Below are 14,065 nucleotides of genomic sequence, written 5' to 3'. Positions count from 1 at the left end.
TCGACTGGGATTGTAGGATCCCCAATTTAGCTGCTCGGCGTGAGGCGGCCAATCTAGCGATTTTCCGTCGAGTCTGCTACGATAAAGCTTTGCTAATTGTCTGCCGGTGAACTGGGCTTCTCCCTCGCCAGTCGCAGCAGGCCTTGTTGACAGGATGAGTTGGTCTCCACCATGACTCAGCGTACCCTTCGTGGCACCAATCGCAGACGCATTCGCGTCTCTGGGTTTCGGGCCAGGATGCGCACGGCAAGCGGGCGGCAGGTCTTGCGGCGGCGGCGGGCCAAGGGGCGTTATCGCCTGGCGGTTTCTTAAGGGTTAGCAGAGCCGATCCCATCTCAAACTCTTGGGGTGTCGGCGTCCAAGACGGGTTGACTCCTGCCTGGGATTCCCTTTCAGTGCCCAATGCTGCCTGCTCCTTATCGCTTGCGAGATCGGCGAGCTTTCCAGGCGCTTTACCAGGCGGGGCAGCGCCGTTCCGGTGCAGGCTTGATCCTTTTGTTTCAGCCGATGCCGGCGGGGTGCGAAGGGATCCCCAGCCAGGTGGGGCTGGTGATCGGGAAAAAGGTGAGCAAATCTGCTGTCAAGCGGAATCGGCTGCGACGCCGGTTGCGAGAAATCTTGCGGCCCCTGTGCCCAAACCTGAAACCCGGATACCGGCTACTGCTCATCTCCAAGCCCAACCTGCTCACCTATAAGTGGCCAGAGCTACAGGCAGAGGTGCATCGTCTTTTGCAAAAGGCCGATCTGCTCGTCAGCCCGAGCCCAGATCCTGAGCCTTCTTAGAAGCTGGGCAGGCTGCGCTACCCGTGCTAGCCTGGTGCCATCATCTGCTGCTGGCTGCGCTAGATATGGGGCGGGATGTACATCAAGCGGATCGAGCTGACCCGATTTAAGTCCTTTGGCAGCACGACCTCGCTGCCCCTGTTGCCGGGTTTTACGGTCATCTCCGGCCCCAACGGCTCCGGCAAGTCCAACATCCTGGATGGGATCCTGTTCGCGCTGGGGCTATCGTCCTCGCGGGGGATGCGGGCAGAGAGGCTTTCGGATCTGGTGCATTCTGGCAGCCTCAGCAGCAACCGGCGGGTAGAGACCCACGTCGCCGTCACCTTCGATCTGGGGCCGGGAGAAGACGGCCAGCCGAGAGAATGGAAAGTCAGCCGTCGGCTGCGGGTCAGCCCCGGCAAGGGAGAGGATCCCGATTCCCTGCCCTACACCAGCACCTTCTACATCAACGATGTGCCCTGCACCTTGAGCGAGCTGCACGAGCAACTGGAGGCGATGCACATCTACCCCAACGGCTACAACGTGGTCCTGCAGGGGGATGTTACCAGCATCATCTCCATGAACTCCAAGGAGCGGCGGCAGATCCTCGACGAATTGGCGGGGGTGGCCACCTTCGACCGCAAGATCGCCCAGGCCAACGCCAAGCTGGAGGTGGTGCGCGAACAAATTGAGCGCTTCCGGCTCATCGAGCAGGAATGGCAAGCCCAAGGAGAGCGGCTGCTCAGGGAAAGCGAAAAGGCGCAGCAGTACCAGCAGTTGCGGCTGCAGTGGCAAACGCTGGAGCGACAGCAACGGGTGTTGCTTTGGCGGCATTTGCAAGCCCAAGTGGAAGCAACCCAGGCAGCCATTCGGCAGCTTCTGGAGGCTCAGGAGCAAGCCACTGCTCAGGTGCAGACCTTGAGCGAGCAGTTACAGCAGGCGGAAGCCGCCCTGAGCGAGCTGCAAAGCCGCATCCACGCCCTCGGAGAGGAAGAATACCTGCACCTGCAAGCCCAGATCGCTGCCGCCGAAGTGCAACGGCAACAGCTCAGCCAACAGATCGCCGCCTGGCAGCAGGAAATCGAGCAAACGCAGCGCCTGCAGCAGGAGCGCCAAACCCAACAGCAGCACCTGCAGGCAGAGCTGGAACGCCTGCAAAGCCAACAGGAGCAACTGGCCCAGGCCCAGGGATCCCTGCAAGCCCAGGTGCAGAAAGCCCAAATCAGCCTAGAACAAAGCCGCGAACAACTGCGGGCCCTGGCCCAATCTGCCGAGGCCTGGGTCAAGCAGCAGCGCTACCTCACCCGCCACCTGGAAGAGATCCGCGCCGAACAAGAGCCTTTGCAACAGGAGCAAATTCGCCTGCAAGAGCGCCAACGGCAACTGGCGCGACAAGTCCAAGACACCCAAACTGAGATCGCCCAGATTGAAGAATGGCTGGGATCCCACCTGGCCCTCACCGCCGAGCTGGAACAGGCCTGCCGACAGTCGGAAGCCCAGGTGCAGGCCCTGGCGCAAGAGCTGGCGCAACTGCAAGCCAACCTGGAGCTGGATCGCGCCACCCACGAGCGGCTGGCCGCCGAGTTCCACGCCAAGCAGCGGCAACTGGACAAGTGGGAGACCCGCCGCCAACTGCTGCAAGAATCCCAGGGATCCCGCGCCACCCAGGCCATCCTGAGCGCCCGCCTGCCGGGGGTTTTGGGATTGGTGGCCCAGTTGGGGCAGGTGGATCCCCAGTATCAACTGGCGCTGGAGATTGCGGCAGGCAACCGACTGCACTTTGTGGTGGTGGAAGATGAAAGCGTCGCCGTCAGCGCGATCAACCTCTTAAAGCGGGAAAAACTGGGGCGCGCCACCTTTTTGCCCCTCAACAAATTGCAGCCCGCCCGCCCGCCCGCCCCCCTCAACTTAAACGGTCTGATCGACTACGCCATCCGCCTGGTGCACTTTGAAGAGCGCTACCGAGATGTTTTTGGCTTTGTGTTCGGCTCCACCCTGGTTTTCCAGAGCCTGGAGCTGGCCCGGCCCTACATCGGCCAGCACCGCATGGTCACCCTGGAAGGGGAGCTGCTGGAAACCTCGGGAGCCATCACTGGCGGCACCGGCCCCCAACGAGCTGGGATCCATTTTTCTGCGGGCGAACACTCGGAAGGGGAAGCCCTGCGCGCCCGCCTGGCCGATCTGGAAGCGCTGCTGGCCGCCCTCGCCCCTCGCCTCCAAGCCGCCCAAGCCCGCGAAAAACAACTGGCCCAGGCCCTGCTCCTGGCCCGCCAGGACGCCCTGCAAGCCCAGCAATACCTGGAGCGGCACCAGGCCGACTGCCAAAACCAGCAGGCCCGCCTGCAACACCTGCAGGGATCCCTGGCGCAATGGCAAAGCGAAAGCCAGCAGATCCAAGAGCGGCTGCACCAGATTCAACTCCGCTGGGATCCCTTGCAACAGCGCCTGGCCGATCTCGCCCGCAAGCTCAGCCAACTGGAGGGATCCCCGGTCAACCAGCACTGGCAGCAACTGCAGCAGGCGGTACAGCAGCAGGAGAGCCACCTGGCGGAGCTGCAACACCACCTGGCCCACCTGGAGCGACAGCAGCAGGAGAACCTCAGCCAGCAACACCTGAAGCAGGCCCAGATCCAGCACCACCAGGAGCGCCTGCAAGAGGGCGAACGGCGTCAGGCCCAACTTCAAGAGCAAATCGCCCAGGCCCAGGCCACTCTCGCCCACATCCAGCAGCACATTGCCGAGCAACGGCAACAGATGGGCCAGATCGAAGCCCGCCTCGCCCACCTGCGCCAAGAGCGGGAGCGGCAAGAATTTCAACTGCGCGCCCAACAGCAGCAGCTCCAACGCCTGGAATGGGAACGCTACCACGCCCTCACCCAACAGCAGGAAAAAGAGGCCATCCTTGCCCAACTGCAAGCCCAACTGCAAGCCGCGGCCCAAGAGCTGCCGGATCCCCTTCCCCCCCTGCCCCCCCACCTGACCCTGGACGAGCTGCAACGGCAAAAACGCAAAATCGAAGAGCAATTGCGATCCCTGGAGCCGGTGAACATGTTGGCCATCGCCGAATACGAACAGATCCAGGCCCGCCTAGGGGATCTCAACGCCAAACTGGAAACCCTGCACCAAGAGCGCACCGAATTGTTGCTGCGCATCGAGAACTTTTCCACCCTGCGCCGCCAAGCGTTTTTGGATGCCTTCCATGCCATCAACGGCCATTTCCAGACCATCTTTGCCCAGCTTTCCGAGGGAGAGGGCTATTTAGAATTGGAGAACCCAGAGGATCCGTTGGCCGGGGGTTTGACCCTGGTGGCCCGCCCCAAAGGCAAGCCAGTGCGTCGTCTCAGCGCCATGTCGGGCGGAGAAAAATCCTTGACGGCCCTCAGCTTTATTTTTGCGTTGCAGCGCTATCGCCCCTCTAGCTTTTATGCCTTTGACGAGGTGGACATGTTTTTGGATGGGGCCAATGTAGAAAAATTGGCCGACATGATCTGGCAGCAATCCCGCCAGGCGCAATTCTTGGTGGTCAGCCTGCGCCGTCCCATGCTTGAAAAAGCGGAGCGCACCATTGGAGTGACCCAAGCTCGCGGCGCCTACACTCAAGTGATCGGCCTAGTCAACCCCACCGCTCACGTCGGCTAAAGCACCCAGCAGGCGGCAATCGCGGCGGGATCCCATCTCGCTTGCTATCTAGAGAAGAGCGTAGATTCCAAAAACTCCGCAGGGCAAACCATTTCAGCAGATGTTGATGAAAATGCAAGCTCTTCTATCCCAAAGCTGCCGATCGATATTGAGCTTGAGGAAAATCCCATCAGCATTGTCGATAGCAACAACGCTGCTGCTTTTGGTCGGCAATGCCTCTGCGCAATCCCTGGACAATGGCGGATCCAAGGCAGAAACTCCTGCAGCTTCCCTTCAAGTTTTGCCAGTGTTGCCTGCTGCCACAGCGAGAACTTGGGTTGTGCAAACCTCGCCATCCTCAGCCACCCTAAACCCAAGCAGCGCTGACGACCGTGCGGCCATAAGGCAAGCTGTGCTCACCGACCCATTGATCAACGAGTATCTCCGACAAGCAGCAGCTCGATCTCCCGGTGTGCCGGTTCATCCTCTGGAAACCGGAGCAATCGCCATTGTCGAAAACTATGCCCTAGCCGAAGCCTCTGCCGAAGTTGGCGACCTTCCGGTAATTGATGGCTGCTATTTGCTTAAAAAACACGGTGGTCAGTGGGTAGTGGTGGCTCAGGCGGGCTGGGAGCCAGGGCTAAGCATTAATCCAAGTTGGCTCTCGACAGTGCTAGATGTGCCCAAAGATGTTGTCAGTCGGCTAATTGATACACTTCGCAGTGCCGGCAAGGAGGTTGAGATCGACGACACCTTGTACACAGATGTCCCCCTGCCCTGCATTACTCAGATAGAGGATCCCAATCCGCCGACTAATGTACGATCGACACCCGCTGTAGCCGCAGGCAATGTTATCGGTCAACTGCCCAATGGAACCGAAGTGCGGGTCATGGAAGTACTCAACGGCTGGCTCAAGATTCGACAGCCATTGGTGGGCTGGGTATCGATGGGTCTGACACGGGTATCCTGTGGCAACTCCCTGGCAGAAGTGGAAAAGAATCTAGAAGCTCTGCATTCTCTGGAAGGGGAACTGGCCATAGAAGCCGCCGATACCTTGGTGCGATACCTCTATCGGGGTGCAGAGGGATCCTTTGCCGCAGCGGCGCTGGCCCATTTCAACGAGCTTGCCATCAACCGGTTTTATGCTCTGAAAATGGTGCTTGACAGGCACACTGAAGAGGTGCGTCGTCACGTATTGCAGCAAGCCATCGCAGCAGGGATCCATCCTCAAGCCCGGACACACTTCGAGCAGGAAATTGCCCAGAGCAAGACTCTCTCCCCTACTCTCAAGACCTGGAAAACGTTGAATCAGAGCCAAACCAGACTGAGACTTTATAAACTAGAGCCAGGGCTCCCAATTGCTTCCTATTGCCCTTCAGCAGGGGGTTATTCTGGAATCCAGTTTTGCATGGGAATGTCCAGTTCATGCCATGACGGCCTTGACGCTCAATCTCAGCCCCTTGATGACTCTGACGCGAGAGGATTTTATCCGGCTATGTGCGGCCAATCCTGAGCTAAAGCTAGAGCGCACTGCCCGAGGAGAGCTGGTGATCATGTCCCCCACTGGCGGTGAAGTTGGCCACTGGAATGCAGAGATCACCACAGAGCTAACCCTCTGGAATCGCCAATCAGGCCGAGGCAAAACCTTTGATTCTTCCACGGGGTTTTCTCTGCCTTCAGGCAGCGACCGCTCTCCTGACCTGGCCTGGATCCCGCTGGAAAAGTGGGAGGCTCTGGATCCCCAGACCCGCCAGGGATTCTTGCCCCTGTGTCCTGACTTTGTGGTGGAGATCCTCTCGCCCACCGATTCTTGGGTTCAAGCCCAGGCCAAGATGCAGGAGTACATAGACAACGGCTGTCGCTTGGGGTGGCTTTTGGATCCCAAGGCCAAGCGGGTGATGATCTACCGAGCAGGACAGGCGCCGGAACTGTTGGAAGACCCAGAAACCTTGTCGGGAGAAGACGTGCTGCCCGGCTTCACCCTGCCTATCCGCACAATCTGGTCTGCCGAGAGCTAGGGCACACCCGCGCTGCTTCGGGATCCGAACCGGGAAACGCCCAGACAGAGGCAAGAGGGCAAGACAACCAGTAGTGTCTCATGATTTAAAAAACAAGTATTTGGCCCTGCCGACAGTGGTAGAGGAGATTGCCCAGAGTTTATCCTATTCACAGCATCTGCAAACAAGGGCAGGCCACCATGAAGGGATTTGCGCGGGCAGTTCAGGTGTGGGGCACAGTCGGGGCGCTCAGCGGAGTCCTTTCTGGCAGAGTGATGGGGCAAGCGGCCTTGCCCCCTGTGCCGGTCATGCCCTCAGTTGAGGATCCGATTGCGAATCCGATTTCTCCCTTCCAGGGTGCGTCGCCCGATCTGGGCATCCCGGCAGCTCCTCCTTTGCCAGCAATGGGCCAGGATTTGCGCTATCTGGTGGAGTTGTTCATCAACGAGTCTTGGCAGGCGGGCAAGCAAGCCGCTGCGGTTAACTACAACGACCTCTACACCCGCCTGTTGGCCCGCACCTACAGCGATCCCCGTCCGCCCATCGAAGTCGAGTACGAGCTGATTCGAGAGGTTCTGCGCGAATACGGGGATCCCGCCGATCGCTTCTGGGATCCCCAAAGCTTCAGGGACTTGCTCAACCGCCCTCGTCCACCCCTGCAGGCGCGTCAGATTGGGCCGCGCCAGGTTTACCTGGCAGTGCCGGAGCTCACCCCTGCCACAGCCCAGCAGATCCGCCAAGCCCTCTACACCCAGGATTACAGCCAAGGCATTGTCCTCGACCTGCGCAGCTCGGTGGGCTATGACCCGCAAGTGATAGCGGATGTGGCACGCCTATTCTTGCCCCGCTCCGTGCAGCCGCTGCTGGTTACCGAAGACCGCTTTGGCCAGCCTACCCCCTGGAACAGCGAAAACCTGCCACTGGCTGCTGGGATCCCATCGGCCGTCCTGGTCGACGGCAACACCCGCCAGGGGGCCACCCTCCTGGCGGCCCAGTTGGGAGCCAGCGGCAGCACCGTTATAGTAGGGCAACCCACTCAAGGCAGCGAACGCCAGACCCGCTTCTTTGCCCTTCCTTCTGGCGCGGCGGTGGAACTGGCCGTGGCCACCTGGAAGACAGGCGATGGACGCTCCCTAGCCCAGGGTTTGGTGCCCCTGCAAAAGGTGGAGGGGGATGAGAACGCCTGGCTAAAGGCCGCCCTAGAAGCGCTGGCCCTGCCCCGCCGCCCCAGCCCTCCCCCCCGCCCCACCGTCCTGGTGCAAGAGGGCCGTGTTGGTCGCTTTGTCCTGGGCATGGATACCCGCAACGTCGATACCCACCTCTTGGGCAACGTGGATTTGATCCCGGCCGAATCGCGGGCAAATGTATTTCAGCCCAACAGCGACCTGAAGATCTTCTACTTGCAGGACTACATCCTCTTTGCCTACCGCCGTCCGGGCGTTCTCAATAGCTTTTTTGCCGACCGCATCTACACCACCCAACCCGAAGCCATGACTGGCGAAGGGATCCGTATCGGCTCCACCTACTCGGAAGTGATCGCCATTTACGGCGGGCCTGGCGAGAACGGCTACAACGAGGTGGTGCCCTACCCCAAGGGGAGCCGAGAATATCTGCGCGACGATCGCTACTATGTCAACTACGACGCCCTTGGCCTGTCCTTTGCCTTTGCGGCGGGATCCAACCAGGTCACCGCCATTGGCCTGTTCAAGCCGGGGAGCTAAAGGGAGCGGGCTGCTGCCCTAGCGAGGGGTCGAAATTAATCGATTGTTAACGTTTTTGTCCGAAGCCCTCAACACTGCCTGGAGCAATGCGGTAAATTAGTGCAGCGACCCCGCAAAGGGGATTTTTTGTGCCGTTCAGAGACTGTAGGAGAAGCCCTTGGCAAACGTTGTGGTTGTCGGTGCCCAGTGGGGCGACGAAGGAAAAGGTAAGATCACCGACCTCCTCAGTGAAAAGGCGCATGTGGTCGTCCGCTACCAAGGCGGGGTTAACGCAGGACATACCGTGGTGGTGGGGGGCCAAATCTTTAAGCTGCACCTGATCCCCTCCGGCATCCTCTACCCCGACAAGCGCTGCATCATCGCCAGCGGCACGGTGATCGACCCTGAGGTGTTGCTGGCCGAGATCGACCAACTGCACCAACTGGGGATCTCCACCCACAACCTCTACATCGCCGAGACAGCCCACGTAACCTTGCCCTACCACCGCGTCATCGACGTGGCCGAGGAAGAGCGACGCGGCATCTACCGGCTGGGCACCACCGGGCGAGGCATTGGCCCTACCTACGCCGACAAGGCCGAGCGCATGGGCATCCGCGTCGTGGACTTGATGTACCCCGACCAACTGCGGGAGCGCCTCAGTTGGGCCATTCCCTACAAGAACGTTTTGCTGGAAAAAATCTACAACCTACCCCCTCTGGATCCCGAGCCGATCATCGAGCAATACCTGGCCTACGCGGAGCGGCTGCGCCCCTACGTCACCGACGCTGCCCTACTCCTCACCCAGGCCATCGAGGAGCGGCAGAACATCCTCTTTGAGGGGGCCCAGGGCACGCTGTTGGATCTCGACTACGGCACCTACCCTTACGTCACTTCCTCCCATCCCATCGCCGGCGGCGCCTGCGTGGGGGCCGGGATCGGCCCCACCAGCATTGACCGGGTGATTGGGGTAGCCAAGGCCTACACCACCCGCGTCGGCGAAGGCCCCTTCCCCACCGAGCTCAAGGACGAGATTGGCGCTTACCTGGGGGCGGCGGGAGCCGAATTTGGCACCACCACCGGGCGGCAGCGGCGCTGCGGCTGGTTCGACGGCGTAATCGGGCGCTACGCCGTGCGGATCAACGGCCTGGATTGCTTGGCCATCACCAAGTTGGATGTGCTGGACGGCCTAGACGAGATCAAGGTGTGCGTGGCCTATGAGTACCAGGGGCGCGAGATCCGTCACTTTCCCAGCGATGCCCGCGTCTTTGCCCAGTGCAAGCCCATTTATGAAACCCTGCCCGGCTGGAAGTGCTCCACCAAAGACTGCCGCTCCCTTGAGGACTTGCCTCCCGAAGCCTACGACTACCTGAAGTTTTTGGCCCAGTTGATGCAGGTGCCGATTGCCATCGTCTCCCTGGGAGCCAGCCGCGACCAAACCATTATCGTGGAGGATCCCATCCACGGCCCCAAGCGCGCCTTGCTCTACCCCAACGGCCGCAAGCAAGTTCACGCCCTCATGCCCGACTGACGCGCCCTAGCTCAGTGGCTACTCTGCTGAGGGACACTGCTTAGCAAACCAGCCTGGGCCGCGCAGAGGGAGCCAAGGGAGAGGGATCTGCCCCCCAACCCTTACGTTGCCGCTACCGCCCCATAAGGATCCGCTAAGCTCAAAAAAGGTAGAGATTGCTGACCCTGTCTTCTGGTCTTGCCATGGCTGCTCCCACCTATTACACCATCACCTTCGGCTGTCAAATGAACCGGGCCGATAGCGAGCGCATGGCCGGGATCCTCGAGTCGCTGGGGTATGTGCCCGCCGAAGACGAGCTGCAGGCAGACTTAGTTCTCTTCAATACCTGCACCATCCGCGATAACGCTGAGCAAAAGGTGTATTCCTACCTGGGCATCCAGGCGCAGCGCAAGCGGAAAAACCCAGCCATCAAGCTCATCGTGGCCGGCTGCGTGGCCCAGCAGGAGGGGGAAAGGTTGCTGCGCCGCGTCCCCGAGTTGGATCTGGTCATGGGCCCCCAGTACGTCAACCGCCTTGGGGATCTGCTGGCCCAGGTGGAGGCGGGCAACCAGGTGGTGGCCACCGAGCCTGTCGAGATCCCGGAAGACATCACCAAGCCCCGCCGGGATAGCCGGGTGACAGCCTGGATCAACGTCATCTACGGCTGTAACGAGCGCTGCACCTACTGCATTGTGCCGTTGGTGCGGGGACGGGAGCAGTCGCGCCAGCCGCAGGCCATCCGCGCCGAGATTGAGGACGTGGCCCGGGCCGGCTACCGCGAGGTCACCTTGCTAGGGCAAAACATCGACGCCTACGGGCGGGATCTGGATCCCAAGACCAACCTGGCCAGCCTGCTGCGCTTTGTCCATTCGGTGGAAGGTATTGAGCGGATTCGCTTTGCCACCAGCCACCCGCGCTACTTTACTGAAGAGCTGATCGCCACCTGTGCCGAGCTGCCCAAGGTGTGCGAGCACTTCCACATCCCCTTCCAGGCGGGCAGCGACGCCGTCCTCAAGCGGATGCGGCGGGGCTACACCCAGGAGCGCTACCGCCAGCTCATCCAGCTCATCCGCCAGTACATGCCCGAGGCCACCATCAGCGCCGATGCCATCGTCGGCTTCCCCGGCGAAACGGAAGCCCAGTTTCAGGAAACCCTGCAACTGGTTCAGGATATCGGCTTTGATTTCCTCAATACTGCCGCCTACTCTCCCCGCCCTGGCACGCCGGCAGCCGAGTGGCCTGACCAGGTGCCGGAAGAGGAAAAAAGCGACCGCCTGCAACGGCTCAACCGCTTGGTCGCGGAGGTGGCTGCCGCCCGCAGCGCCCGGCTGCTGGGCCAGGTGCAGGAGGTGCTGGTGGAAGGCCCCAATCCCAAAAACCCCCGCCAGGCCATGGGGCGCACCCGCGGCAATCGCATCGTCTTCTTCGACGGCGATCCCGAGCAATTGCAGGGATCCCTGGTGCCAGTGCGCATCACTGCCACACGGGCCTTTTCCCTCAGCGGCGAGATCGTCAAGCCAGGGGAAGAGAAACCTCAAGCGGCGGAACTTGGAGCTTGCACGTAAGCCCACGACGAGGATTGAACTCGTGACCTCCCCCTTACCAAGGGGGTGCTCTGCCACTGAGCTACGTGGGCGGCATGGTGGGCCGAGTTGGATTCGAACCAACGTAGGCATAAGCCAGCGGATTTACAGTCCGCCCCCTTTAACCACTCGGGCATCGACCCTTGGACACTGGCTTCCTATATTAGCAGAAAGTGCTGCCCAAGATCGAATCCAGGCGAGAAGAGCTGTCTTGGGGACGGGAGCTAAACAGGGAGGGAGTTCCCGGCAAGACATCATGCCCTACCTTGCGGGGGCTGCTGGCAACAAGGGGCTTGAGGGCATTTGGCCAAACTGGAGAGCAAACTTGATAGGGTGGAGGACAGTCCCTTCACTTGTCCCTATGGTTTCAACCCTCGGCACTTCCACCTCCGTCGAACAAGTTTCTCCCAACCAGTCGCTATTGCCCCTGACCAGCCGCACCAACAGCCAGGGCCACCTGGAAATCGGCGGCTGCGACGTGGTAGAGCTGGTGCGCCAGTTTGGCTCTCCCCTCTACATCCTGGACGAGTGGACGTTGCGACACGCCTGCCGGCTCTACCGCGACACCTGGGCCCGCTGCTACCCTGGGGGATCCCAGGTCTTGTATGCTACGAAAGCCTGGAACTGCTTGGCCATCTGCGCTTTGGCCTTACAAGAAGGGCTGGGGCTGGACGTGGCCTCCGGCGGGGAGCTCTATACCGCTATTCAAGCAGGAGCCAGGGGTGAGGAGCTCTACCTGCACGGCAACGCCAAGTCGGCGGAGGAGCTGGCCATGGCCCTGGAGGTGGGCTGCACCCTGGTGGCCGATAGCCTCTACGAGCTACAGCAACTGGCCGCTCTGGCTACCCCTGCACGACCGGCCCGCTTGTTGGTGCGGGTCAACCCCGGCATTGACGTCCACACCCACGAGTACATCCGCACTGGCCAAACCGACAGCAAATTTGGCATCGGCCAGTGGCAACTGCCGGAGGTATTTGATTTTTTGGCAGCCCATCCCCAATTGCAATGCGTCGGGCTCCACGCCCACATCGGATCCCAGATCTTCGACCTACAAGGCCACCGGGATCTGGCAGGGGTACTGGCCCAGGTCTGGCGCCAAGGGCTGGAGAAGGGGCTGCCCTTGCAGGAGCTGAATGTGGGCGGCGGACTAGGGATCCGCTATGTCGAATCCGACGATCCCCCCTCCATTCCGGAGTGGGTGGAAGCCGTGGCCACTGCAGTGCAGCAGAGCTTCACCGCCGCCGGGATCCCGCTGCCCAAGGTGCTCTGCGAGCCTGGACGGTCTGTGGTTGGGCCAGCGGCTGTAACCGCCTACACTTTGGGGGGCAAGAAGTGGATCCCGCCCAGCGAAGACCTTCCCGAAGGGCGTCTCTACGTCACCATTGACGGCGGCATGTCCGATAACCCCCGCCCTATCACCTACGGAGCCCGCTACACCGCCCTTCTGGCCAACCGCCCTGAGGCCGAGGCCACCCAGCGGGTGACAGTGGCCGGCAAACACTGCGAGTCGGGGGATGTGCTCTTGAAAGATGTGCTTTTGCCCAACCCAGCGCCCGGCGAAGTCCTAGTTGTGTTGACCAGCGGGGCCTACAACTACAGCATGGCCTCCAATTACAACCGCTTCCCTCGGCCCGCGGCAGTGCTGGTCAACCAAGGGAAGGCCCAGTTGATCCTGCGGCGGGAAACTTATGCAGATCTGATCCGTCAGGACATCTTACCGGAGCGGTTGCAGCGGTGAAGGGCAGAGACGGCTGCCTGTAACCGTTGCCGTTGAGGGCGGGGCCCGGCTTTCTCTGCAGCGGCGACCCCGCTGGCTCTGGGGCAGGAAAGACTGGAAGACAGGTAGGAGGTGAGTGGTAGGCTGGTCAGGGGGCCGCAGTCCAACAGGGGTTCCGGAGCCAAAAGGTTCTGGGGCGCAGGATGGCGTAGGCAAAGGGTCCGCAACGAGGGGAGCGTGAACGGGGTTTTTCGGCATGCTGGCGGCCTTATGGGCTTGGCTACAGCAATTTAATGTTCTCAGCCTGTTGGACTGGGCTCTGGCCGTCTTGCTATTGGCTTTGGCCCTCTATTACACCCGCGAGAGCCGGGCCGGGGTGCTGGTGCGGGGGTTTATGGTGCTGCTGGTCCTGTATCTGGCCACCGCCTCGCTGCCGCTGGTGCACCTGATTTTGGATCGCTTGCTCCTGGCCGCGGCTGTGGCGATGGGGGTACTCTTTCAGCCGGAGTTTCGGCGGCTCCTGGAGCAACTGGCGAGGGCCATCTGCGTTGAGTGGCCGAACAGCACAGACGATGACGAGGATGACCCTAAGGAGGATTTGGTGGAGGAGGTGGTGCAGGCGGTGCGAGAACTCTCCCAAAATCGGACAGGGGCGCTGATTGTCATCGAGCCAGATCAGCCCATTGACTCGCGGGTGTTCACCGATAAAGGGGTTCCTCTCCAGGCGCGGGTGTCCCGGGAGCTCTTACAGACGATCTTCCAGACCTCGACGCTCCTGCACGATGGGGCTGTAATTATCCATCGGGATCGGATTCGCGCGGCAGGGGTGATCCTGCCGGTTTCGGAGCGAACTGCCTCTCGCCAACTGGGCACGAGGCACCGGGCGGCGATGGGGATCACAGAACAGGCCAATTGCTTGTGTATTGTGGTCTCAGAGGAGACGGGATCCATCTCACTGGCAGAAGGCGGACGCCTCGAGCGACCTCTGACCAGTGCCAAGCTCCACGAACTGCTGGTGCAGCGGTTGCGCCATCCGCGCGAAGCCAAAAAACGGGATGCTCCTCTGCAGGGATTGTGGGCCCACCCGTGGATTCACAATGGGCTGTTGCGCTGGTGGGGATCCCTGCCAGATCTAGCCAAACTCCTTCGCAAACCTGAGAAAACCCTTCCTAAAGACTGAT

General features: G+C 61.0%; 10 protein-coding genes and 2 tRNA genes. 10 read left to right on the top strand and 2 right to left on the bottom strand.

Annotated elements, in window-relative coordinates:
• Positions 1-171: 171 nt before the first annotated feature.
• The 8 genes from rpmH to miaB all read left to right on the top strand — a co-directional run bounded on the left by rpmH (position 172) and on the right by miaB (position 11,149).
• Entirely contained in the window at positions 172-312 is a 141-nt protein-coding gene (gene rpmH / locus CYA_RS14335) for a 50S ribosomal protein L34 (protein WP_011431673.1), read from the top strand.
• Positions 313-402: 90 nt separating this feature from the next.
• Positions 403-783, top strand: a complete 381-nt coding sequence (rnpA, locus tag CYA_RS13600) for a ribonuclease P protein component (protein ID WP_011431672.1) — start codon at positions 403-405, stop codon at positions 781-783.
• A gap of 75 nt (positions 784-858) precedes the next feature.
• Positions 859-4,401, top strand: coding sequence for a chromosome segregation protein SMC (gene smc, locus CYA_RS13595; RefSeq protein ID WP_011431671.1), 3,543 nt, complete (start codon positions 859-861; stop codon positions 4,399-4,401).
• Between the two features lie 100 nt (positions 4,402-4,501).
• Positions 4,502-5,893 (top strand): SH3 domain-containing protein, encoded by a 1,392-nt coding sequence (locus tag CYA_RS14330; protein ID WP_083759183.1) that lies wholly within the window; start codon positions 4,502-4,504, stop codon positions 5,891-5,893.
• Positions 5,811-6,398, top strand: coding sequence for a Uma2 family endonuclease (locus CYA_RS13585; protein ID WP_011431669.1), 588 nt, complete (start codon positions 5,811-5,813; stop codon positions 6,396-6,398). The genes CYA_RS14330 and CYA_RS13585 overlap by 83 nt, the downstream gene beginning before the upstream one ends.
• A gap of 179 nt (positions 6,399-6,577) precedes the next feature.
• Complete coding sequence (locus tag CYA_RS13580) at positions 6,578-8,098, top strand: S41 family peptidase (protein WP_041438701.1); 1,521 nt, start codon at positions 6,578-6,580, stop codon at positions 8,096-8,098.
• Positions 8,099-8,255: 157 nt separating this feature from the next.
• On the top strand, positions 8,256-9,605 hold the full coding sequence (locus CYA_RS13575; RefSeq protein WP_011431667.1) for an adenylosuccinate synthase: 1,350 nt from the start codon (positions 8,256-8,258) through the stop codon (positions 9,603-9,605).
• Positions 9,606-9,787: 182 nt separating this feature from the next.
• On the top strand, positions 9,788-11,149 hold the full coding sequence (miaB, locus tag CYA_RS13570; protein WP_011431666.1) for a tRNA (N6-isopentenyl adenosine(37)-C2)-methylthiotransferase MiaB: 1,362 nt from the start codon (positions 9,788-9,790) through the stop codon (positions 11,147-11,149).
• Here miaB and CYA_RS13565 read toward each other — a convergent pair.
• Both CYA_RS13565 and CYA_RS13560 read right to left on the bottom strand, forming a co-directional pair.
• Positions 11,149-11,220: transfer RNA gene (locus CYA_RS13565), tRNA-Thr, on the bottom strand. The two genes, miaB and CYA_RS13565, sit on opposite strands and share 1 nt — an antisense overlap.
• Positions 11,221-11,224: 4 nt before the next feature.
• Positions 11,225-11,310 (bottom strand) — tRNA-Tyr (locus tag CYA_RS13560).
• A 218-nt stretch (positions 11,311-11,528) separates the two neighbouring features.
• On the opposite strand from CYA_RS13560, the gene lysA reads away from it, so the two are divergent.
• Complete coding sequence (gene lysA / locus CYA_RS13555) at positions 11,529-12,905, top strand: diaminopimelate decarboxylase (RefSeq protein ID WP_011431665.1); 1,377 nt, start codon at positions 11,529-11,531, stop codon at positions 12,903-12,905.
• A 235-nt stretch (positions 12,906-13,140) separates the two neighbouring features.
• A complete protein-coding gene (gene cdaA / locus CYA_RS13550; protein WP_011431664.1) occupies positions 13,141-14,064 on the top strand; it encodes a diadenylate cyclase CdaA in 924 nt (307 codons plus the stop codon).
• Position 14,065: the final 1 nt, after the last annotated feature.

The sequence above is a fragment of the Synechococcus sp. JA-3-3Ab genome, from assembly GCF_000013205.1.
In the GTDB taxonomy this organism is placed as follows: Bacteria; Cyanobacteriota; Cyanobacteriia; order Thermostichales; family Thermostichaceae; genus Thermostichus.
The sequence above is the reverse complement of the archived record's forward strand: the minus strand, read 5'-3'. Positions and strand labels throughout refer to the sequence as shown.